A 22,203-nucleotide genomic window follows, 5' to 3' on the forward strand; every position below is an offset into this window, starting at 1 on the left:
TCACCACTTTTTTTGTAAATTTAGGAACACCAAAATTCATTGGCGATGATCAAATTCTTGTATAAAAAAGTGCTGAAACCGGTTTTGTTCAAATTAGATCCCGAGTTTGTTCACGATGCATTTGTAGTGTTGGGTGCCAATCTGGGAAAATTCCAGGCGGGGAGAATCTTGCTGGGAATGATGTATAAGTACACCCGGAAAGACCTATTTATAACCGTGGACGGAATTGAATACAAATCTCCTGTGATGTTGGCTGCCGGTTTTGATTACAATGGGCAATTGGCCCATGTGCTGGATTGTCTTTCTTTTGGAGGAGATGAGATTGGCTCGGTGACGGCCAGGCCTTGTGAGGGAAATCCAAAACCGAGACTCAAAAGGATGATCAAGTCTCAGTCCTTGGTGGTTTATAAAGGATTGAAAAACCAAGGAGTGGACAGAATTATTGAGCGGCTGAAAAGCACCACAAAGCCTGAAGGTTTTGTTTGGGGAATTAGTATTGCCAAAACCAATGACCCCGGTGGGTCCACATTTGAGGGTGGGATTGAGGATTATCACTACAGTCTGAGCCGATTGGCAGAAGAAAACATCGGTGACTTTTATACAATTAACATATCCTGTCCCAATGTGCATGGAGGTGAGAATTTTGCAGAACCAGAGAGGCTGAAAAAGCTGATGGACAAACTCATGGAGGTAGAGCATAACAAACCTGTATACGCCAAAATGCCAATCAACCAACCCTGGGAAGAATTCAATGAACTGCTACACGTGCTGGATCAGGCGGGAGTTCATGGGGTCGTCATTGGTAATCTTAATAAGAACTATTCAGATGCTGATTATCCCGAAGAGGCCCCTGCGGAGTATAGGGGAGGGTTGAGTGGCAAACTTTGCCATCGTCTCTCCACTGATTTGATCAGACAGACCAAGAGGTACTGGGGAGATCGCTTTACCATAATCGGTTGCGGCGGGATTTTGACCGTTGAGGATGCGATGGAAAAACTGGATGCTGGCGCTGATCTGCTTCAGTTGATCACCGGGATGATTTTCGAAGGACCGCACTTGATGGGAGATATCTGCGCCGCCTACGCCTCTAGGGCCGAGAAAAAATCCGCCTCGGTATTCATCCCCGCTACAGGTTGAGGGGGGATTAACCGCAGAGACGCAGAGAGATTTAGTGAGAAGTGAGAGCTTAGAAGTAAGAATTTAAACCACAAAGGAAGAAGCGCAAAGTTAGCTGATTACAGAAATAACCATATACGCAGAAGGCCAGAGAAAATAAGACAATCTCCGCGCCTCTGGTACTCTGCGGTTTATTAAACTTTGCGGTACTTTGAGGCCTTCGCGGTTAAATTCACCTCAGTTCTTTTGGTAAATAACCATAGTGCCTCTTGAAAGCAGCCGAGAAATGTGTGGCGTGTTTATAGCCTAATTCAAGGGCGATTTCAGCGATAGGTACAGAGGTCTGCATCAGCATGGTGCGGGCCTTTTCCATTTTATACTCTAAAAGATAAGCGAAAACTGATTTTCCATACATCATCTTGAAATGCTTTTTCAAGATGAATTCATTTGTACCAATTTGGTGGGCCAACTCTTTCAAGGTGACAGAATTATCCAAGCGGGCCAGTAAATATGATCTTGCCTCCTCCATTCGGGCAATATCTTCTTTCTTAAGATTTTGCTGCTTGTCTTTAAGTAGGTTTTGTTCGAAAGCCTCAAGTTGCAAGGTCAGTAGTTCGATAACCCTAGCGTCTACTAGGTTTTTTTTAAATCCTGCACATTCTTGGCTATTGATCAACATATGAATAATGGAAGACATCCGGTTGCTGATAGGCAGGTTTTGACTGAAAAGTGCGGAACATTTCAGGCATTTTAGGTTTTCCAAAAACTCTTTTCCCATTTTTTGTCCTAAATGGCTATAATCATGAAAGAAATCCTTTCTCAAGTAGATAATCAGAATTTCGACAGATTGACTGGACTCCGTTTGGATAAGAAGCTTTTTACAGCCTTTATATAATATGTTCTGAAAGCCTGATTTATTGCTAAATATTTTCTCACCATTTTCCCCATCCATATAGACCAAACTTCCCTTGAGGCAAAAGTTCAATTGTACATATTCCGGGTGAGGGAAAGTAAGCATAGGAATAGGCAGCCCCATTTGGGATTTCCAATGAGCAAAATATATTTTCTCCGAAAGGTATTCATAGAATTGGTGGCCTTCCTCCTTTCTTTCCTTGAAAAAGGGGGTAATAGAATAACCGGTTACCACACCGTTTCCCTCTTCTGCATCCAGTAGCGTTAAAAAATGATTTATACTTTTTCCTTCTGACGTCATTTCCATTCCGTTTCGGGTCATTGCCGTAAGGCTAACCTTGTTACTTTTGCATCAAAAGTACGCTTTTTTAGATTAAGTCTAAATAATAATAGAAGGTATCACATGAAAAATATTTTACTATTTGCTTTCCTTTTCTTTCAATTGGGCCTATCCCATGCCCAAAGAACCCATGTTAACGGGAAAGTCATGGGTGAAGATGGATTTCCACTTCCGGGAGCAACTATTCAGATTAAGGGCACACCTACTACCTCGGTCACTGACCACAATGGCCTTTTTAGAATGTACGTTGAGCCTGGGCAGGAGCTTATAATTAGATATATGGGCTTTTTGCCCCATATGTTTGAAGCTCCTGCCGACGAGAAGCTCATTGAAATCACCTTACGTGAAGATGCAACAATCCTCAATGAAGTAGTGGTGACCGGTGCCTTGGGGATAAAAAGAGCCGCTAGGGAAATGGGAGCCTCAGCCCAAGTGGTAGAAAATGAACGCCTCAATCAGGGCAAGCCTGTTAATCCCATTCTTGGTCTCAGTAGTAAAGTGGCTGGGTTGAGGATTAATATGTATGACAGTAAAGTTGACCCTAATGTTCAGGTGATGCTGAGAGGAACTCGATCGCTTCAGCGAACCAGCGGGATTGATGGTCGAAATCCCAATGCACCTATTTATGTGTTGGATGGGGTGCCCATACCGGACATTTCCAGGCTTAACCCGAATGACATTGAAAGCATCACTGTCCTAAAAGGAGCCAATGCCGCAGCGCTGTACGGTTCGGAGGGTGTAAACGGGGCCTTGATGATTACCACCAAAACCGGTAAGAAGGGCGCTGGGACAGTAAGTGTAAGCAATACTACGATGTTTTCACAGGTATTTATGCTTCCTGAAGCCCAGAATCAATATGGACAAGGGATGAATGGGGTGTATAACCCAACCACTTTTGAATCCTGGGGGCCTACTTTTGATGGAAGTATGCGAGACTTTGGGAACCCTCTGCCCGACGGTACTCAGCCTCAACTGCTTTATTCTGCCCCAGCTCGGGACAACCGTCTAGATCTATTTCAAACCGGTGTGAATACTCAAAACGATATCAGTTTTTCCGGAGGTGATGAAAATAGCACCTATCTTATGTCGGCTCAACATGTCCATCAGCAAGGAATAATTCCTGAAGATGTAAATAACCGCTTGGGGCTAAGGTTTAATGGTACTAGAAGGTTTGGCAAACTACACACTTCTTACAACGTCAATTATATCAATAACAAAAATGATGTAACACCTGATGGTCCATGGATAGGAGCATATAGGTATCCCGCTAATTTTGATTTTGGAATGGTCAGGGAATGGCAGGACCCCAATGCGCCTGGTAACCCTAATAATTATTTCATCCCGAATGGTAGCTGGCTTCGCAATCCCTATTTCATGATTGACAATATCCGGAATACCTCAGAGCAGCAAATCCTCAACTTTAAGGTTGACTTTAACTATCAGTTAAGCGAAAAGGTGAATGTGATTTACCGTTTGGGACATTATACATCCAATACTAACGGGCGAAATACAGTCAATAAGTTTCAGGCAGAAGGTACCAGAAATACCAATGGCTCTGTCAATGATTTCACAGATCAATATAGCAGGTGGAACGGGGACCTGATTCTTCAGTACAGGGAGAAATTTGGGGATTTTAGCCTGCAAACATTGGTGGGGCAGAATTTCAGGACAGATTCCAGAAAGCAGCATAATATAGCGGCTAACAATTTACTTTACTCTGATATTTTTAATCAAAGCAGCAGAGTAGGGGAGCTTGCAGGAGGATCCACCCTGATGGAGCAGAGGGCATTTGCTGTGTATGGGGAGGCAGTTTTGGGCTTCAGGGATTATCTCTATTTAAATCTTACAGGAAGGAATGACTGGGTTTCCGTCTTGAGCCCTCAGAACCGATCCTACTTTTATCCAGGCGTGAGCACTTCTTTAATCGCGAGTGAAGCTTGGGGGGTTCTAAAGCGGGTGCCACAGATTTCCTATACCAAATTCTATGCTTCCTGGAATAAGACAGGGAATGTCACGCTCAATCCTTATCAACTTAACAACCCTTACACTCAAAACAACGGATTTCCATTTGGAAACGCGATTGGTTTTTTGCCTGGATTGGCTAACCCAAACCCAAATATCCGGCCTGAATTTGTGACTTCTTATGAGGCTGGGGTGAATTTGGGGCTTTTTAAGCACCGAGTTTATATAGATGCTACTTATGTATTTTCCGATGCCGATGGGCAGATTTCCAATGCCAATGTCTCCAGAGCGACTGGGTATAACTCCATGTTGGTAAATGCCGGTAGAATGACCAGCGAAGTGTTGGAATTGAGCGTTCAAGGAGACGTGATCCGGACTATGGATAGCAGGTGGAATTTGGGGGTGAATTATACCCATACCAAAAATATAGTCAGGGAATTGTATGGGGATGCACAGTTTAGGCAGAATTTCCGTCAATCCTATGCTATTGTTGGGGAGGCTTTTCCTAGCCTTTGGTTGAGTGATTATAAGCGTGACCCAAATGGAAGTGTAGTGGTGGATGCAAACACAGGTGATCCGATTGTGGCTGCAGATAATGTTCTTTTGGGAACTTTGGTGCCACCCCATATGATAGGAATCAATTCTTTGGTGGAATATAAAGGCTTCAGCTTTGGGCTTCAGTTTGATTGGAGAATGGGCAGCTGGTTTTACTCCGAAACGGTACCACCTATGTATGAGCACGGGACACACCCTGAAACCGTAAAGTATGGCCGGGAACCATTTATTTGGCCCAATTCAGTAGTGGCCACTGAAGGTGGAGGTTTTGTGGAAAATGATTACTTGCGGACTTCTGGTGGAGGAAAGGAGTTCTGGACACACCAGGGGGCCGTTCAGAGCAACACCGCCGCACGGGGAGATTTCTTTAAGTTAAGAGAGTTGAATATCGCTTATACTTTGCCATCCAGCTTGCTTGGAGGGCAGAAAGCTATCAAGGAGGCTTCCATTGCATTTGTTGCAAATAATTTATTCGTCCTCACCCATTCCTCAAATACTATCGGTGATCCTGAATATCTCTACAATAATACTGACGGTTACTACAGCTTCCGTCAATTGCCCCCTATGAGAAACTTTGGATTCAATGTCAACCTACAATTCTAAGCTTATTATTATGAAACGTTATATCAGTTATATCTTTTTGCTTGTCATCCTGGCTTCCTGCGAAGGTTTCCTTGATGTGAATGAAAACCCAAATGCTCCTATTGTTACCAATCTACCATTGAGCGCCAAGCTTTCCGGGGCCCTCGTATCGACTGTCAATCAGGAAACTTTACAAATCAACCAAATAGGCGGATTCTGGGGTGGCTACTGGGGGACTAATAATGACGGAGCAAACCTCTATTTCGATCTCAAAACCTACAATGGTCCAGCCATTCGTAGCCAGCGAGAAGGTATTCCCGTTTGGGAAAATGGGTTTAATAATGTCCTGTATTTCAAACTTATTCAAAAAGAAGCCGAACTTGCCAACAATCACTTCTATATGGGTACTTCGAAAATCATGCAAGGCTGGCTCTTTCTCCGACTTGTGGATTTTTATGGCAATATTCCGTTTGATGATGCGGCACAAGGCAATGAAAAGCTTCAGCCCAGATATGAAGATGGGCAGATTGTCTATCAAAAAGCTATCAACCTGATCACCTCAGGCATTCTGAACCTTAAACAGTCGGGGCCAATACCGGCTACCAATGGGGATGTGATGTTCCAAGGCAATGTGGATAACTGGATCAGGTTTGCCAATACAGTCAAACTGAGGGCCTTGGTCCGGCAGAGCGAAGTGGGGAATGACTCGTATGTGCAGGAGCAACTTGCCTTGATTTCACAGGAAGGTAGTGGCTTTTTGAACCAACATGCTCAAGTCGATCCCGGCTACTTAAATACTGCTGGGAAAATGAACCCCTTTTGGGAAAGATATTATCGAGATGTTCAGGGAAACGCCACCGCCAACCATCAAAACATCCGGCCAACGACCTTCCTTATTTCACAATTACAGGATCGAAATGATCCCCGGTTGACCAAACTTTTTCAGCCCGTAAATGGAGAGTTTAAAGGTGTCATTTTTGGGAATTCCGATGCTGGAGACCCAGCATTTGAGAGGGTGAATACATCTGCGTTTTTAGGACCTGCGGAAAATGGTAGCCCGACAGGTTTATTTCGTTCCCACAATCAGGCAAGCATGATGATGTCATCCTTTGAAAGTCTATTTCTTCAGGCTGAAGCTGCTCAGCGAGGATGGATCAGTGGTTCGCCTGCTGACTTTTACAACCGAGCTATCTTAGAATCCTTCCAGTTGCTGACGGTTTCTGCAAATGAAACTTCACAATATATAGGCCAAGCTGAAGTCGCCTTGGAATCTGCCGAAAATCCACTCCACAGGATCATAGGGCAGAAATGGCTTGCACTGAATAGTATCAACAGCATAGAGGCTTGGAATGATTACCGAAGGCTGGGCTGGCCGGAGTATCCCGCCACCGCTGCCTCAGGGGTGATTGGTAGGCCTTTCCGGCTGATGTATCCGGAAACCGAGAGAGGGACCAACATCGAGCAGGTACTTGCACAAGGAAATGATATGATCAACCAAAAAATCTGGTGGAACAGATAAGTATTTAACTATGTCAAAACAAAAGAAAAACAATACCTGGAAGTCTGTGAGAACGGTGTTTAACGAAATACATCTCTGGCTTGGGTTAGTCGGGGGGCTAGTCATTATTCCTGTTTGCCTTACTGGAACGATTTATACCTATAATTCAGAGATTAGGGAAGCTTTTAAATCCCACTTGTACAAAGTGGAATATAATAGGGATATGGAAACCGTAGAGGCCGAAGCTCTCCTTGAAGCAGTAACAGAGGCCAGTTCGGGCAGCATTAATACTATTCAAATATTTAGCAACCCTTCCAAAAGCGTCCAGATAAATGTAAGAGAGGAAGGGGACAAGAGTCGATTTGGGACCACTTATTTTCTAAATCCCTATACGGCTGAAATCCTGGGAACCTCGAAAGAGAAGCATTGGATAGATGAATTTATGGGAAGTTTATTTAGCCTTCATCGATGGTTGCTCTTAGATAAAATAGAGGAGCCGGTCTTTGAGGATTTGCCTAATAGAACATTGGGGAGCTATATTACCGGGACTGCTACGATACTTTTTACATTAGGATTGATTACTGGGATGGTGATTTGGTTTCCTCAAAAATTGAAGGCTTGGAAACAAGGTTTAAAGGTGAAGTGGAAGTCAAACTGGAAGAGGTTGAATTTTGACCTTCATAACACCTTAGCATTTTATTCCTTGATTTTTTTGCTATGTATGGGATTGACGGGGCCTTTTTGGTCTTTTCCTTGGTATAAAGACGGTTGGCAGAAGTTCTGGGGTACTTACCAGGAAAACGCTGGGCCTAGAAACGGTGGAGGTCATGGTCGAGGGGAAGCCAATTCTCCAGAGGCGGTTGAGCTTTTACCCTTAAATTTGTATGTAGGAAAAGCCGATGAAGTATTGGCTTACAAGGGTGATTATAGAATTAATTTGCCTTCGTCTGTTGGTCAGTCGGTAAGTATTCAGAAAAACAGGATGGGCTTTTTTGCTCCATCCGCAGGAGACAAAGTGGAGCTTGATCAAACCACAGGAATGGTAAGTTCAGTTGAGATATTTCGTGAAAAGCCATGGAATGAGAGGATGTCCAGATCCATAAAAGCGCTGCATATAGGAGATGTCTATGGGCAATTTACAAAGCTACTCTACTTTCTGGCCTGTCTTGTAGCGACCTCGCTACCTATCACTGGCACGATCATTTGGATTAATAAACTGAAGAAGAAAAATAAAGTACGAGGCACGAAACACAAAGTAAAATAACTTCGTACCCCGTACCTCACTACTTCGTACTTATTTAAAAACGTACCGCAACGACACGCTGCCATCCCAGAAAGTACCCCAATAATGAGGGAGGTACATATGGGGCATGAGGTCTATGCTGAATGTCAAAGGGACGCTTGGGAACTGATATTCTAAACCACCAATGCCCACTAGACCAACGGCTCTGATACCCGGTTCGCGGTGAGAGTAGTAGCTATAGCAGTTGGGGTTGTTTGGATTGTTGCAGGGCTTTTTGTAGTAGTGGCGATAATAATATCGACCATCGTAGAAACCAACTCTTGCACCTAGCCCGTACTCCCATGAAAGTCCTGGCACTTCCAGGGCATTGGGTTTATGCCATTGATACATGCCTGTCAAGGATACGCCGTGCCATCTGGATCCCAGTACAAATTCCAGAGCTCCGTTGTTGTTCACAAAATGCTTCAAGGAAACCCCTGAGGTAAATCCGCCTCTCAATCCCAAAGCGGTAGTGTAGCCATACCGTCTACTGGTGTAGTTTCTGGTATTGTTTCGCCGTTGCTGGGTGTTTCTTTGGTAATTGTTATTATTTCGACTTTGGGTGTTGCTGTTTTGCCGCTGGGTGGAAGTTTGCTGGGCTTTGTTTTCTTCCTCCGAAAGGTAGGAACGATGCACATAGCCTCGTTGGCCGTGATAATCAACTCTGATCCAGCTTTCATCGGCATCTGACAGGTATTTGACTTGGCCATTGAAAGGGACTGTGGATACCACCGGGTAGCCGGTGCCTGGACCGGTTCGGAGGTTGATTCCATTGCCGGATTTCGCATAATAGTTCTGCGCAAAAGCAGAAGTACTCAACATTAAAAAGACCGCCAATAGCAGCCTATGTAAGGTAATCGTTATTTTCATGTTTCTGTAACGGCAATATTTCATTTTACAATAAGCGTCTAAATGTGTTTTTTGAGAGGAATGGAGTCTAGTGTTTGGAACTCAGGGGAATAAAATTGTGAAATGTTTAAAGAAAGATGTCATTGGTATAGACCTCAGATTTAGCAACTAACTTAATACATAGTACCTAGTACATTGTTCCCCAAAAAACCTTCCCGGTATCTTCAAGTTCTATAGCTATGAAAAAAGTGGCTGTTTATTTGGTCGGAGTATTATTGATGGGTGGAGCTGGGGTGTATGTCTATGCCTATAAGTTTTTGTCAGGCCCGGCCTACAAAGGACCTAAATCCGATCATTTTGATGGAAATATTTTTAATAACCTGGAACCCATGGAGATGAAAGGTTTGCCCGATGTTTTACGTTGGCAACTCAATAGGGATCAGGGGCCATGGCCGGAGGAAAAGCAACCTGTCTCGGCGACTGTTCCTAAGGTCAGTGTGGGAGGAGGGGTTGAAATTACCTTTATCAATCATGCCTCACTTTTGATTCAGGGTGGGAAAGTTAATATTCTTACCGACCCGATCTGGTCAGAAAGAGCAAGCCCCATTTCATTTGCCGGACCTGAGCGACTCCGCAAACCTGGAGTAAAATATCAAGATCTTCCACCGATTCATGTGGTTTTGATCAGCCACAACCATTATGATCATTTGGATTTAGAGACACTAATAAATCTTAAAAACGATTATGATCCACTTTTTATAGTGCCATTGGGAGTTGATTTGTTGCTGAAAGATAATGGGATTGAAAATGTAAAAGCCGTAGATTGGTTTGAGAATATTGAGATGTCCCAAGGGAATATCGTTCATTGCGCTCCTGCGCGTCACTTTTCGGGCAGGGGTCTTGGGGATACCAATCAGACACTATGGGCCGGATACGTGATGGAGCTGCAGGGTAAGAAAGTCTATTTTGCAGGGGATACAGGTTATGGCGCTTTTTATAAATTAATAAAGGAAAAGCTTGGGTCGCCGGATGTGGCACTTTTGCCAATAGGAGCATATAAGCCTGTGTGGTTTATGCAGCCTATTCACATGTCGCCAGAGGAAGCGGTAATGGCTCACTTAGACCTCGAAGCTACCCAAAGCATTGGTATGCACTTTGGCACTTTTCCCATGGCTGATGACGGTCAGGCCGAACCGGTCGAGGACCTAAAAGTCGCCCGTGAGAAACTGGGAGTCGATGATGGGGAATTTGTTGTGCTTGGAGAAGGGGAGGTGTTGAAAATAAAATGAAAAAGACCTGTGAAAGACAGGTCTTTATTTACAGTTTTCCGATCCCGCCCCTCACTACTCATTTTTTAATTTTCAACTCCAACTCCACCCCGCTATCATCTGATTTCATGATGTTTTCGAATCTTTCCAAGCGTGGCAAATCCATGCGACCGTTGCTATTTCCAGGAATCTCTAGATAAACCATGAAAATCCTGGAATCCTCAGTTACTTCTAGGATGACATAATATTCATCGTTCCCAAAAAGGACGGCATTGGGAGTCGCCTCAAAAATCTCATACCGCTGCATCAGAAATTCAAACCCTTCGTCTAAGTTTTGCTGAGTGGGTTCTATGGAGATCAAGGCTTCCTGATAACCGATGTCTCCGAAAAAATAAGCCACGAACTCAATCTTATCATTTTCCCCATCAAACACCAAAAACCCATCAACCTCCATGGAGAATTCACGGGTTTCGTTGTCCCGAACAAACTGACGGGTTTGCCTGAAATCCAGCAAGGGCTCCAGGAGCATCATATTCGTAGGCACCACCATCACCCTGGCGCTCGAAGTGAAAGCCTGATCATTGGTACTGACATTTATCTGGGTGATCCCTGCTCGATTGCCGGTTATCAATCCATCTTCAACACCTGCAATTCCTTCATCGTCGGAATCCCAAACAAAGTCAGCTGGGCTATATCCATCCCTACGGAATTCTGCGGAGAGCTGGTAAGTGTCGTCAAAATCAATTTCAATCTCCTGCTCACTCAACCTGATAGTGCTATCTTGGGGCTCCTCCCGGGGTCCACAGGCAAAAAAAACGATTCCCAGTGCGAGTAGATATAGTGATTTTTTCATGGTTGTGTTCTAAAAGTGTGTTTCAATATAGGGAATTAATGGAAAAAAACCACAGAACTTGTCCCGAGAAGCGAAGCGGATCGGGAGGACCAGAGGTCTCAGAGAAATTAACATCCGAAAAATTTGGTAATTTTAATCTATAAAACAATTGTAGGGACAAAATCTTTTATCCCTACAATCAATAATCACTCGTGTAACGCTGACTTTTTCTCCTCAACCCAGCGTTTCACTTCTCTCTCAAGCATGTCGAGTGGCATGGCGCCTCCGCCCAAGACTGTGTCATGGAAGCCTTTGATGTCAAAATCGTCACCAAGCTCTTCCTCGGCCATGCTGCGGAGTTCCTGGATTTTCAACATCCCGATTTTATAGCCAGTTGCTTGGCCTGGGATTACCATGTATCTGCGAACTTCCGCCTTGATGGCCCCGTCGGAGATGGAGCTGTTTTCTTTGAAGTATTCGATGGCCTGTTCCTCTGTCCATCCTTTGCTATGAAGGCCGGTATCCACTACCAATCGAATAGCTCTCCAAATTTCATTTACCAATCGGCCAAAGTCATAGTAGGGGTTTTCGTAGCCACCCATCTCCTTGGCTAGTATTTCAGAATATAGCGCCCAACCTTCAACATAGGCATTGAAGCCCATCTGGGTTCTAAATTTAGGGATATCCTCAAGCTCTTGGGCAATGGAAATCTGCATATGGTGGCCAGGGTTGCCTTCGTGATAGGCCACCCCCTCCATGGTGGATTTGGGCATGGCGCTCATGTCCGAAAGGTGAGCATAGTAAGTACCAGGCCTTTTGCCGTCAGGCGTGCCCTTGCTATAATGTTGAGGTGCTCCGTCCTGCTCGCGGAATGGCTCCACCCGCTTTACCTCCAGTTCTGCTTTTGGTAAAATGCCAAAATAATCGGGCAGCTTTTTAGTAAGTTCATCCAGATAGGCTTTTGACTCGTCGATATATCCCTGTCGTCCCTCATCTGTGTTTGGGAAGAAAAACTGCTCATCGGTGTTGATAAATTCGAAAAATTCCTGGAGGTCACCATCAAACTCCACATCTTCCATGATCTGCTTCATCTCTTCCTTGATCCTAGCTACCTCATCGAGACCTATTTGGTGTATCTCATCTGCGGTAAGGTCCGTGGTGGTCGCCGCACGTAAACGATTCTGATAAAAGGCCTCGCCATTGGGATGACGGCTGACCCCGGTAGGCTTTTCCTCCAGATTTGGGAGTTCTGTTTCCAACCAAGCAATTACTTCCTCGTACACAGGTTTAAAATCCTCTTTCAACGCCGCGGCAGTCTGCTCACGCAATTCCTCAGCCTTATCGCTGTCGATTTTTCCTTTCTCTTCCAAAGCTTCAATTTTTCCTAAAGCATCCTTATACAAAGGTGAGTCCTCTCCATTTTCCTCAAACGGTTGCCCTGAAATTAGTCCTTTGGCTTCCTTTATTACTGTTTCATAGGCAAATTTAGGCGGTCGGATGCCCATGTCGGCCTGCATGATCGCTCTTTCAAGCAATTGGCTCAGAGCCCTCCCCGACTCCCTGATTCGGGAAATCAAAGCTTCCATGTCGGAAAGGCTTTCCACCTTATGGTAATTGATAAGTATGTTTGGCAAAAAGGTATGGCTCCCCCGCATTTGCTCAAAAACATAGGGATGGCGTCGGAACTCCGCGTTTTCTTTGGCCATTTCATATTGGTACTTCCACAGCTCATAAGAAACCTGCGCCTCAGGGCTGAGTTCATCCTTGTTAAATTTGGACTCCATCTCCCTGACGCTGTTTTCCATCCACTTCAACTCCTTTTCCTCAGCTTCTTCGCTCAGGTCGTCGATTTCGTCGTAGCGCTCTTTTCTGCCTTGGGCAGTCAATTGAAGAGGACTCATCATGAGTTGCTCTTCATATTGCTCATCAAGCCAATTGTTGAGCTCGGCATCTTTTCCCTGGAAAGCAAAGGCCTCTTGTAGTCCTAGGCAAACCATGGCCGTCAAAAATATAAAAGTAAATTTTCGCATAGGTTTTAGCAGTTTTGTTTTTTCAAATAGAAATTTACCGAATAATCAGGAAATTTGCTACAAAATTTTAGTGCTGGCCCATCCCCAATGGCGTTCTCAATTGGCTTCGGCGTAACTTGATCCAGCTTTCCACTGCCAGTAAATGGATCAAGAAGGCTATGACAAAGGATATGCCCAGCACTTCCTCCAAACTTCTTCCCGTGATGGCTATGCCCAGCCCTGCCACGATTCGTATAGTGGCTACCGAAAGGGCGATGAAATAAACCCGGATGACCCATTTCTGGTGGTGCACAAAATTTCTTTTTCGCGCATGAGTATAGGCCCAGTATGTTCCGACCAAAATATAAAAACCGAAAACCGTACTTGTCACGCTTTCCAGAATGTCGCCATAGGGGTAAAAAATTCCCAGAAGTATTGCTGTACTGGCTACGATTAGGCTGGCTCCCAAAAATATCCTCCCCACCACTCTATGTGTTTTGTAAAATCTTTTTCTAAAAAAGGGGATCAATTGATAGCCTCCGGTCAATAGAAAAATCAATCCGACAATGATATGGAGAAAGGCTAGAATGTTAAAGAGTGGATATTGGTACTGGAAAGATCTGGAAGCCTTCAGTTCTCCATCGGATTGAACGGCAATCATAAGGCGCAATTCCGTGATGGCTGCAAAAATGAGCAGGCCAACCAAAAACAAGGTCAGTAAAATCAGACCAAATTTTGAGACTTTTTCCATACCGTCTGAAATTGGAAGAAGACTACTAATTTACGAAAATTGGAAATTATAAAAATATTTATTTTATAAATAAAGCGCGTTTAACCGATAATGAGCGGGGTTTTTAAATTAATTAAAAAAAGGGTGAACTTATGTCGATAAGTATGTGTAGATTTGGGTATAAATAACAAATATTATGAACAAAGGAACAGTAAAATTTTTTAATGATACGAAAGGATTCGGATTCATTATGGAAGCAGATTCAAACAAAGAGTACTTCGTACACGTATCAGGTTTGATAGATGAGATTAGAGAAGATGATGAAGTAACTTTCGACCTTCAAGAAGGAAGAAAAGGATTAAACGCGGTTAATGTAAGCCGTGTATAATTTATAAATATCATTAATTGAAAAGGCCATTTCCAGTAGGAGATGGCCTTTTTCTTTGTACAAGAAATACTTTGTACGAAGTACCATGTACCAAGTACTTTCAGCACCGACCGCTTTTTGCTACCATTTTAATCGTGTTCGATTGCTTTAACCTTTTTTTAGGATGGCCGAGTCTTAGTGCGACTTCTTTTGAACTTCGTTCGACTTTGTGGCCATTTTCTCCGAGTCCCCTTTTATTGTTCTACCGGTACTCGTGCGATAATGCGTAGTGGGGCGCCTGAGCCGCCTTTGATCTTCATGGGTAAAGCTACTACGTAGATTCCTTTTGTTGGGAGCTGGTCGAGGTTGGCCACGTTTTCAAATGCGGGGATGTTTTTCTTCATGAGTTCCTGATGCGCACGGAAGTCTTTGGACTGCCCATAGTCTATGCTCGGGGTATCTATTCCGACAGCTTTGATTTTCCTTTCTTTCGCTAGCCAAGCGGCAGCATCCCCTCCCAAGCCTGGAAAATGCAGATTGGCCACTCCCTCTTCTCCCTTTAGTTCAGTGCCGAAATACTGCTTAGCATTCGGGTAATACTGTCCGTAACCGGTTCTGATTAGCAGAATGATGTCTTCGGGTAATTTACCATTTTCTTCTTCCCACCCCTCTATGTCTTCTTTACTAATCAAATAGTCTCTATCCTGCATTGCCTTTTGAGAAACATCCACCACTACTGCCGACCCGGTCAGTTCTTCTAATGTCAACTCTTCCACGCTTTTTTGGCCTTCGGCAAAATGAATTGGAGCATCGAGATGTGTTCCCCCGTGCTCTGGAGCGCAAAAGGAAAAAGCTGAATAATAGTAACCGCCTTCTGTTATTCCTTCAGAGATTGTGTCCATATGAAAACCTTGGGGTTCTGCCGGCCAATAAAGCGTTTCCGGAGAAAATTCATAGCTCAGGTCAATCCATTGTCCATCCTTGGGGAAAATATCGGAAGCCTGCTCTCCCTGCTGCTGCATGCAGGAGAAGAGAAGCAGAAAGAGAAGATAATACTGTGTTTTCATAGAAAGGGGATTTGATTTCTACTTTTGAGAAACTTTGACTAGATTAAGTACTTCAATTTACAAATTAAAGCGCACAACCCGATGATCAAACTCCCATTGAATTTCCTGAAAATGATGCTTTTGCCTGTGTTTTGTGTCTCACCTTTTTTGGTCCAAGGGCAACAGATAAGTCCGGAAGAAAGAAAGATTCTGGATCGGGTGGAGGTAAACCATGAAGCCTCCATTGACTTTTTGGAAAAGACGGTCAACATCAACAGTGGTACCTATAATCCTGCAGGGGTTCAAGAGGTCGGAGCCATTTACAGGGAAATGCTGGATGAGCTAGGATTTAACACCCGCTGGGTGGATATGCCTGAAGGGATGGAGCGTGGAGGGCATTTGATCGGGGAAATCAAAGGCGGGGAAGGGAAGACTTTACTGCTGATCGGCCATATCGATACTGTATTTGAACCTAATAGCCCGTTTCAGGAATGGGCTAGGGAGGGAGACACGACCACTGGCCCCGGAGTAAACGATATGAAGGGCGGAAATATGGTCATTCTATATGCCCTAAAAGCCATAAAGGAAGCAGATGAGTTGAAAAACCGCAACATCATCGTGATTTTTCATGGAGATGAAGAAGCTCCAGGAAAGCCCTTGGAAGTCACCAGAAAGGATATTGTGGAGCTGGCCCAACGGAGTGATATAGGTTTGGGTTTTGAGACCGGCACTGGGTTCAATTATGCTACCGTAGCCCGAAGGGGCAGCAGTAGCTGGAAACTTCAGGTGAAAGGGCAGCAAGCCCATTCCTCGGGGATTTTCAGGGAAGGCAGCGGAGCAGGAGCGGTATATGAGGCCTCTAGGATATTGAGCAGCTTTTATGAGGAACTGCAGGAGGAAAACTTGACTTACAATCCAGGGCTTATTCTGGGCGGCACCCAAGTGGAGCTAAAAGATGGGGGAACAGCCGGGGTGGCTTCTGGGAAAACCAACTTGGTGGCCAACACCACCATAGTCAAAGGTGATCTCAGGTTTTTGTCTGAAGAACAAAAAGAGCGTGCTAGAGAGAAAATGAAAGCAATCGTAGCAGAAAACCTGCCTCAGACCCAAGCAGAGATTACATTTGAGGATGGCTACCCCGCCATGCCTCCCACAGAGGGCAATAAGGCTTTGCTGGCCACACTGAGCCAAATAAGTCAAGAATTGGGACAGGGAGAAGTGAAGGCCTTCGATCCCGGAAGGCGTGGAGCTGCGGATATTTCCTTCATCGCCGAATATGTGGACGGACTGGATGGGCTGGGCGTCATGGGTACCAAAGCCCATGCATCAGGAGAGACAATCGATTTGAGTACTGTAGAGGATATCGTCAAGCGTACGGCTATTCTTCTATATAGATTGACGGGTAAATAGGAACTGGATGGCGTAACAAAACAGATTTGCCCTTGTTCTTAATTGACATTTGGGAATAGCCCAGCTTCAATATCTAATCAAAAGGACTCAGGGGATGAAAAACAAGGAAGGATTGGTGCTCAAGTCAACGCTGAACTTGAGCACCAAACAAAATATGACACCACGCGCGGTGAAAAAAAACCAATGGGTGAGCGTGGAGCTTACTTTGCTGATCATGTCAGTGGAGAGGATGATGGCGAAGGTGAAAAGAATGGAAGAAATGGTTGATACTACTGGCTTACTAGAATCGCCGCACTTCTTCCAGGTAACTCTATGCTTAAGCTATTTTCCTTTCTTTCCACAATTATACCCCCAAGCACTTCACTGTAGTCGCTGCCGGTTTTTATTGGAAGCTCGATGGTCTGAGTGCTTTCCCCTGCATTAAAAATAGCGATAGCCTCCCTGGATTCATCAAAACGGCTATAAGCAAGTAGTTTTTTGCCGTCGTCTTTATGGATAAAGTCTATGTCTCCATGAATCAATACCGGATACTCTTTGCGCAAGTTGATGAGTTTACGGTAATAATTGAAAAGCTCATCGTTAAATTTCACTTCATCTTTGGGGCGATCCGCGCCCAAAGGATGTGTAGTCTCAGGTTCGAATTCATAATCTTTCCAGATCAAAGGTTTCCTGTTGCCTGGGTCATCCGGTCCCCACATGCCCATTTCGTCACCCGCCCAGATATGCGGGGCTCCGATGTAGGTAAACTGCTGAGCCAAAAGCAATCTTAAAGTTTGATAGGTAGCTTCGTCGGGTTTGTGAATTTTGTAGTCCGGGTTGTCCTCCGGCTTTGCTTGATATTTGTTTTTCGTCTTGTTGAAGAGAGAAGTTAGGGTTCTGGGCACATCATGGCTGGCCGTCAGGTTCATCATGGCGTAATTGCTTTCCTCCCTCAGATTAGCGCGGAAGAACTCCAGGCTATCCACAAAAGCTGAAACAGACAGTTCGTCCGGAGCCTCGTTGAAAAAATGCCTGGCGGCGCGGTACCAGCGGTAATTCATGTTGGAGTCGAAGATGTCCCCTCTCAGGAATGGTTCGGGATCGATCATGGTTTCCGGCCACTTTTCCCACCAGACCTCACCGAGCAGCAAGGCATCCGGATTGACCTCGCGCACTACTTTTCTATATTCCCTCCAAAAGCCCAAAGGAACTTCGGCTGCCACATCCAACCGAAAACCATCCACCCCATCAGACGGGTCACCGTCACCGTTGGGGTCCATCCAGCGACGGGTGATGGCAAAAATGTGCTCCTTCACTTCCTCGCTGTAAAGATTGCCCTCATAGGCGCGGATGCCATCAGCATGGTCCATGTACTGTGTTTTTTTGATTTCCGGCAGGTCAGGAACACCCGCCCAGCCGCTGAACTCAAATTCATTCTCGGGCGTGTCAGGATCGTCAAACTTTTTTACTTCATACCATTCCGCATATTGGGAGGCCTGCTGTTTTTCCAGCACATCCTTCCAGGCCCAAAAAGTATGGCCGGTATGGTTCCAAGAATAATCCAGAATGACCTTGATGCCCCTTTTGTGAAATTCCTTAATCACTTTGAGAAACATTTTATCGGCCTCCGTAAACTCCCAAGTATTGGGGTCAGTGGGGTCTTCATTGGCCATTGTTTCCCTGTCCTTGGCAGGGTCGGGACCAAAGTTGCGGTCTATGTGTCTCCAATGCCTTGCATCATACTTATGCAAAGAGGGGGCGTCATTGAGCGGGTTGAAATAAATGGCCGTCACCCCAAGATCCTGCAGGTAATCCATCTGGTCGAGCACTCCCTGAAGGTCACCGCCATATCTACGCGCCTGAAGTTTCTGGTCAAACCCGGTGATGGGGTGGCCCCCTATGCCCTGCTTGCCATCCATATTGGCAAAATAATCGTCGGGCCTAAACCAATCCTGCGTCCAGGGTGTAATCTTCCACCCTTCGGGCACAAACCCCGGATATGCCCCCTCCATATCCTCCGGAGTGGGATCATTATCCGGATCCCCATTGCGAAATCGCTCCACAAAAATCTGGTACCACACCACCTCCTTGGCCCAGTCGGGAGGAGCGTCGAAGGGGGTGGAGGAGGATTCTGCAATTTCCTTCTTGCTACTGTCAATAGCACATGCTGCAAGCAAGGGGATTAGGAATAGGGGGAATAATCGTGAAATCTTTATCATGTCAATAGGTGTGGTTTGAAAAGTGAAGATAAAGATTTCTATAATAAAACTCGATCTAACCTTCAATTTCGACCATTATACTGGGAGCACCACTAATTATTGCCCATTCCCCTAGACTATTTTGACGAGTGATTGTCTTGCCAAATGGAAAGGCGACCGGCATAGTGAGGACACCAGCTTTTTGATCATTATTAAAACCTACAAACTCAATAGTTACCCAGATTGTCTCTGAAAATTGAAGGTCTTTGGGTTTCACGGTAATTTCACCTTTCTCCTTGTTGATTACATCAAATAATTTCTCATGTACTTTTTCTCCAGGCAGTCCCTTTTCCTCTAAACTTTCTCTATAGATATTTAATCTAAAAACCACATGGTCTAATTGGTTATTGGCAAGATAAAATTTGACTTGAAGTAATGAAAAAGGGAAATTTTCACTATCCACTTTGATTCCTGCCTCTCTTCCCAAATTCTCAGATGCATTTGTTTTCATAGGGTTAAAAGCGAATCCAAATCTGGATTTTGATTTGAGCCTACCTATTTGTCTAAGCTTGGTTCCAGGTTTGGCAGTAACTACAAATTCATTCATTTCCAAAGCTTGCTGGTCCATGAAGATAGCTGTAACTCCGCTTTCTTCATTGGTCAAAAATGACTGAATTGAAACCTTTTTTGGTTTAAAACCAAGTTTGCTGACCTCAATGGAATCATAATGTGAAGTATTTTGAATGTTTAAAGTAAATTGACCAGAGGAGTCTGAGACAGTTCCCAGAAGGAAGCTGTGAAGTGCAATGTTCACAAAAGGAATAGGTTCTTCCGAATGGCGGTCAAAAATTATCCCCACAATTTCAGTTGTTTGTGAGTATGCAGAAAAAGTAAAAAAACTCAAAAAGCCAATTATGATCCAAGATCTCATGCCTAAACATACAAATAATAAAAGGTAAGTTAAATGAGCATGAATTTAATTATTCTTTTTTAACATCATACCACACCTGTACCAATCCTGAAGGGTAAGTAATACTCCTCTTAAATACCAGCCCCTGCTCTAGATTTCCTTCCTTGAATAGCCGAATTCCGTCGCCGAGAAGATGGGGAATGATGCTGATGATCATGCGGTCGATGAGGTTGTGACGGAGTAACTCGGTTACTATCTGGGCCCCGCCGTCGCAATAGATGTCCTTGCCAGGTTGGTTTTGCAGGAAGTGGACTAGGTTGACCACGTCTGGGTGGTATTCGGCATGTTCTTTTTTGCCCGTCAAGGATTTGGAAACCACAAATATCTTTTTGTCTGGGTGGGGTACTTTCTGTTCTATCCTCAAGATTTTCTCAAATGTTCTTCTGCCCCAGATGATAGTGTCAATGTTTTGGAGGTGGTCGGCATAGCCGTAATCCTCATTTGGCCTTTCGACCATCTGCAGAAAGGCTAAGTTGTCGTCGCTCCCGGCTATATAGCCATCGACGCTCATGGCGATGAATAGGATGATCTTGCGCATACTTTATGGAATGGTGACGAACTACTAACACTAAATTAAAAAATAAGTCGCATAAAATGTCATACAAACATGCTATCCCTACCAAACATTCATCTATCTACTTAGTAAATACTACTTAGTACATAGTACCTAGTACAACCGAAACCGCCTATGATATTTCTAACCTCTGCTCCAAGTTTTGAATTAGCGACCATCGACTATATAGTAGTAGTGGTGTATATAGTTTTCATCCTTGGACTTGGTTTTTATGTGGGAAGGAAGGAGAAGTCATCAGGGTCATTTTTCCTGGGGGGAAGGGCCTCTACTTGGCCGTTGGTGGGGTTTGGGCTGATGGCAGCTAATCTTTCTGGGGCATCTTACCTGGGGCTGGCCGGAGCCGGGTATTACGATGGCATATCAGTCTGGAATTATGAATGGATGGGCTCCCTGCTTTTGATCCTGTTCACCTTCTTCATACTGCCCTTTTACCTCAAGTCCGGTGTGGAAACCATCCCCGAATACCTAGAGCGGAGGTACGACCCCAAAACCCGGTATCTGTTTTCCGGCTTTACCATATTTACGGCTCTCTTTATTGATAGCGCGGGAGCCCTTTTCGCCGGCACGGTCACCCTGGGACTACTTTTTCCGGCTGCCCCCACTTGGGTTTTGATCGCCGGACTGACATTTTTAGGAGGGATATATGTGATTTTGGGTGGGCTGAGGGCTGTGATGATCACAGATACCATACAGGGAGTGCTGCTCCTGATTGCCGGGGGGATCATTTTCTATTTCTGTTTCCAGGAACTTGGTTCCTGGCAGGCGGTGGTAGATGCAGCCCCAGTAGATGGCTTTAAGCTTTTCAAGCCTGCCGATGATGAGTTTTTGCCCTGGCCGGGAGTATTTTCAGGAGTCTTCTGGATTGGGATTTATTATTGGGCTACTAACCATGTGGTGGTCCAAAAAGTGCTCTCCGCCAAAAACCTGAACCACGGCAGGGGAGGGGTGCTGTTTGCCGCTTTTATGAAACTTCCCTTTCTTTTCCTGCTGATCCTTCCAAGACTTATGGGAAGGGCAATCTATCCCGATTTGGATGATGCCGACCAAATATGGCCTATTTTGGCCTTTGACTTTATGCCGACGGGCATCAGGGGACTGGTATTTGCAGCTTTGGCCGCCGCCCTCATGTCCTCCCTGGACTCTGTTTTGAATGGAGCCTCTTCATTGGTGGTAAATGATTTCCTCAAAAGGAAAAAAATCGTAGAGGATGAAGGAAAGTTGTTGATCTATGGTAAAGTTACTGTGGGGGTTTTTATGGTGGTGGCGGCCTTATGGGCCCCGGTTATATTCATGTTTGACGGCATAGTGGAATACTTCCAATCCTTCATCGGGCACATCACCATGCCAGTAGTGGTGGTATATCTGGGCGGGTTGTTTTGGAAGAGGGCCACCAAAGAGGCTGCCTTCTACACCCTAATTATAGGCGCCCCCATTGGATTGGCTGTTTTCTTTATAGGGGAAATATTTGAGGTTATTGACATTCAGTTTCTCTATTCCACTGGTCTCATGTTGCTCCTCAGTCTCAGCCTGTTTATCACGATTAGCTTCTTTACACCCAAAACGGAGGGAGGAAAACTCCAAGCCAACATCATTCACCCGAGTGACTGGAAGGAGCAGCTCCGTAAAATGGAAGGACTGCCCTGGTACAAAGACTTCAGGTTTTGGGCTGCTGCCATCCTGGCTCTCACCTTGGCAATGGTCATCTGGCTGAGATAATATGGCAG

18 protein-coding genes are annotated in these 22,203 nt (G+C 44.8%); 9 read left to right on the forward strand and 9 right to left on the reverse strand.

The window, feature by feature from the left end; genetic code table 11:
• Nucleotides 1-45: 45 nt before the first annotated feature.
• Nucleotides 46-1,137, forward strand: a complete 1,092-nt coding sequence (locus FPL27_RS03550) for a quinone-dependent dihydroorotate dehydrogenase (protein ID WP_143959775.1) — start codon at nt 46-48, stop codon at nt 1,135-1,137.
• A gap of 211 nt (nt 1,138-1,348) precedes the next feature.
• Here FPL27_RS03550 and FPL27_RS03555 read toward each other — a convergent pair whose 3' ends face one another.
• On the reverse strand, nt 1,349-2,350 hold the full coding sequence (locus FPL27_RS03555) for a helix-turn-helix domain-containing protein (RefSeq protein ID WP_143959776.1): 1,002 nt from the start codon (nt 2,348-2,350) through the stop codon (nt 1,349-1,351).
• Nucleotides 2,351-2,431: 81 nt separating this feature from the next.
• On the opposite strand from FPL27_RS03555, the gene FPL27_RS03560 reads away from it, so the two are divergent.
• The 3 genes from FPL27_RS03560 to FPL27_RS03570 are packed head-to-tail and all read left to right on the forward strand — an operon-like array spanning nt 2,432 to nt 8,229.
• Nucleotides 2,432-5,488 (forward strand): SusC/RagA family TonB-linked outer membrane protein, encoded by a 3,057-nt coding sequence (locus FPL27_RS03560; protein ID WP_143959777.1) that lies wholly within the window; start codon nt 2,432-2,434, stop codon nt 5,486-5,488.
• Nucleotides 5,489-5,498: 10 nt separating this feature from the next.
• Complete coding sequence (locus tag FPL27_RS03565) at nt 5,499-6,986, forward strand: SusD/RagB family nutrient-binding outer membrane lipoprotein (protein WP_143959778.1); 1,488 nt, start codon at nt 5,499-5,501, stop codon at nt 6,984-6,986.
• 10 nt (nt 6,987-6,996) lie between these two features.
• Nucleotides 6,997-8,229: a PepSY-associated TM helix domain-containing protein gene (locus tag FPL27_RS03570; protein ID WP_143959779.1), complete on the forward strand. Its 1,233-nt coding sequence runs from the start codon at nt 6,997-6,999 to the stop codon at nt 8,227-8,229.
• A gap of 30 nt (nt 8,230-8,259) precedes the next feature.
• Here FPL27_RS03570 and FPL27_RS03575 read toward each other — a convergent pair whose 3' ends face one another.
• Nucleotides 8,260-9,117 (reverse strand): SH3 domain-containing protein, encoded by an 858-nt coding sequence (locus FPL27_RS03575; RefSeq protein WP_185974290.1) that lies wholly within the window; start codon nt 9,115-9,117, stop codon nt 8,260-8,262.
• A gap of 218 nt (nt 9,118-9,335) precedes the next feature.
• On the opposite strand from FPL27_RS03575, the gene FPL27_RS03580 reads away from it, so the two are divergent.
• Entirely contained in the window at nt 9,336-10,385 is a 1,050-nt protein-coding gene (locus FPL27_RS03580) for an MBL fold metallo-hydrolase (protein ID WP_143959781.1), read from the forward strand.
• A 58-nt stretch (nt 10,386-10,443) separates the two neighbouring features.
• Here FPL27_RS03580 and FPL27_RS03585 read toward each other — a convergent pair whose 3' ends face one another.
• The 3 genes from FPL27_RS03585 to FPL27_RS03595 all read right to left on the reverse strand — a co-directional run bounded on the left by FPL27_RS03585 (nt 10,444) and on the right by FPL27_RS03595 (nt 13,956).
• Nucleotides 10,444-11,217, reverse strand: coding sequence for an Ig-like domain-containing protein (locus tag FPL27_RS03585; RefSeq protein WP_143959782.1), 774 nt, complete (start codon nt 11,215-11,217; stop codon nt 10,444-10,446).
• A gap of 185 nt (nt 11,218-11,402) precedes the next feature.
• Complete coding sequence (locus FPL27_RS03590) at nt 11,403-13,226, reverse strand: DUF885 domain-containing protein (protein ID WP_143959783.1); 1,824 nt, start codon at nt 13,224-13,226, stop codon at nt 11,403-11,405.
• 67 nt (nt 13,227-13,293) lie between these two features.
• Entirely contained in the window at nt 13,294-13,956 is a 663-nt protein-coding gene (locus FPL27_RS03595) for a DUF2306 domain-containing protein (RefSeq protein WP_143959784.1), read from the reverse strand.
• A gap of 175 nt (nt 13,957-14,131) precedes the next feature.
• On the opposite strand from FPL27_RS03595, the gene FPL27_RS03600 reads away from it, so the two are divergent.
• On the forward strand, nt 14,132-14,323 hold the full coding sequence (locus FPL27_RS03600) for a cold-shock protein (protein WP_143959785.1): 192 nt from the start codon (nt 14,132-14,134) through the stop codon (nt 14,321-14,323).
• A 233-nt stretch (nt 14,324-14,556) separates the two neighbouring features.
• On the opposite strand, the gene FPL27_RS03605 is transcribed toward FPL27_RS03600, so the two are convergent.
• Nucleotides 14,557-15,369, reverse strand: coding sequence for a cyclase family protein (locus FPL27_RS03605; RefSeq protein WP_143959786.1), 813 nt, complete (start codon nt 15,367-15,369; stop codon nt 14,557-14,559).
• 81 nt (nt 15,370-15,450) lie between these two features.
• Here FPL27_RS03605 and FPL27_RS03610 point away from each other — a divergent pair, with 81 nt between their 5' ends.
• Nucleotides 15,451-16,758 (forward strand): M20/M25/M40 family metallo-hydrolase, encoded by a 1,308-nt coding sequence (locus FPL27_RS03610; protein WP_235893361.1) that lies wholly within the window; start codon nt 15,451-15,453, stop codon nt 16,756-16,758.
• A gap of 42 nt (nt 16,759-16,800) precedes the next feature.
• The gene (locus FPL27_RS03615; RefSeq protein ID WP_143959787.1) at nt 16,801-17,025 is read left to right on the forward strand and encodes a hypothetical protein; all 225 of its coding nucleotides are present in this window, start codon (nt 16,801-16,803) and stop codon (nt 17,023-17,025) included.
• A 2-nt stretch (nt 17,026-17,027) separates the two neighbouring features.
• Here the strand turns inward: FPL27_RS03615 and FPL27_RS03620 are convergent, their stop codons facing one another.
• The 3 genes from FPL27_RS03620 to FPL27_RS03630 form a co-directional block, all read right to left on the reverse strand.
• Nucleotides 17,028-18,956, reverse strand: coding sequence for an alpha-amylase family glycosyl hydrolase (locus FPL27_RS03620; protein ID WP_143959788.1), 1,929 nt, complete (start codon nt 18,954-18,956; stop codon nt 17,028-17,030).
• A gap of 55 nt (nt 18,957-19,011) precedes the next feature.
• On the reverse strand, nt 19,012-19,794 hold the full coding sequence (locus FPL27_RS03625; protein ID WP_185974291.1) for a carboxypeptidase-like regulatory domain-containing protein: 783 nt from the start codon (nt 19,792-19,794) through the stop codon (nt 19,012-19,014).
• Nucleotides 19,795-19,915: 121 nt separating this feature from the next.
• Nucleotides 19,916-20,443, reverse strand: coding sequence for a dihydrofolate reductase family protein (locus FPL27_RS03630; protein ID WP_143959790.1), 528 nt, complete (start codon nt 20,441-20,443; stop codon nt 19,916-19,918).
• Between the two features lie 150 nt (nt 20,444-20,593).
• Here FPL27_RS03630 and FPL27_RS03635 point away from each other — a divergent pair, with 150 nt between their 5' ends.
• A complete protein-coding gene (locus FPL27_RS03635; RefSeq protein WP_143959791.1) occupies nt 20,594-22,195 on the forward strand; it encodes a sodium:solute symporter family transporter in 1,602 nt (533 codons plus the stop codon).
• Nucleotides 22,196-22,203 lie beyond the last annotated feature (8 nt).

This window comes from Litoribacter populi (assembly GCF_007483685.1).
GTDB lineage: Bacteria > Bacteroidota > Bacteroidia > Cytophagales > Cyclobacteriaceae > Litoribacter > Litoribacter populi.

Bases quoted from the DNA above. Each gene is read 5' to 3' on its own strand.
- FPL27_RS03550 (WP_143959775.1), top strand. From the start codon at position 46: ATGATCAAATTCTTGTATAAAAAAGTGCTGAAACCGGTTTTGTTCAAA.
- FPL27_RS03555 (WP_143959776.1), bottom strand. From the start codon at position 2,350: ATGACCCGAAACGGAATGGAAATGACGTCAGAAGGAAAAAGTATAAAT.
- FPL27_RS03560 (WP_143959777.1), top strand. From the start codon at position 2,432: ATGAAAAATATTTTACTATTTGCTTTCCTTTTCTTTCAATTGGGCCTA.
- FPL27_RS03565 (WP_143959778.1), top strand. From the start codon at position 5,499: ATGAAACGTTATATCAGTTATATCTTTTTGCTTGTCATCCTGGCTTCC.
- FPL27_RS03570 (WP_143959779.1), top strand. From the start codon at position 6,997: ATGTCAAAACAAAAGAAAAACAATACCTGGAAGTCTGTGAGAACGGTG.
- FPL27_RS03575 (WP_185974290.1), bottom strand. From the start codon at position 9,117: ATGAAAATAACGATTACCTTACATAGGCTGCTATTGGCGGTCTTTTTA.
- FPL27_RS03580 (WP_143959781.1), top strand. From the start codon at position 9,336: ATGAAAAAAGTGGCTGTTTATTTGGTCGGAGTATTATTGATGGGTGGA.
- FPL27_RS03585 (WP_143959782.1), bottom strand. From the start codon at position 11,217: ATGAAAAAATCACTATATCTACTCGCACTGGGAATCGTTTTTTTTGCC.
- FPL27_RS03590 (WP_143959783.1), bottom strand. From the start codon at position 13,226: ATGCGAAAATTTACTTTTATATTTTTGACGGCCATGGTTTGCCTAGGA.
- FPL27_RS03595 (WP_143959784.1), bottom strand. From the start codon at position 13,956: ATGGAAAAAGTCTCAAAATTTGGTCTGATTTTACTGACCTTGTTTTTG.
- FPL27_RS03600 (WP_143959785.1), top strand. From the start codon at position 14,132: ATGAACAAAGGAACAGTAAAATTTTTTAATGATACGAAAGGATTCGGA.
- FPL27_RS03605 (WP_143959786.1), bottom strand. From the start codon at position 15,369: ATGAAAACACAGTATTATCTTCTCTTTCTGCTTCTCTTCTCCTGCATG.
- FPL27_RS03610 (WP_235893361.1), top strand. From the start codon at position 15,451: ATGATCAAACTCCCATTGAATTTCCTGAAAATGATGCTTTTGCCTGTG.
- FPL27_RS03620 (WP_143959788.1), bottom strand. From the start codon at position 18,956: ATGATAAAGATTTCACGATTATTCCCCCTATTCCTAATCCCCTTGCTT.
- FPL27_RS03630 (WP_143959790.1), bottom strand. From the start codon at position 20,443: ATGCGCAAGATCATCCTATTCATCGCCATGAGCGTCGATGGCTATATA.
- FPL27_RS03635 (WP_143959791.1), top strand. From the start codon at position 20,594: ATGATATTTCTAACCTCTGCTCCAAGTTTTGAATTAGCGACCATCGAC.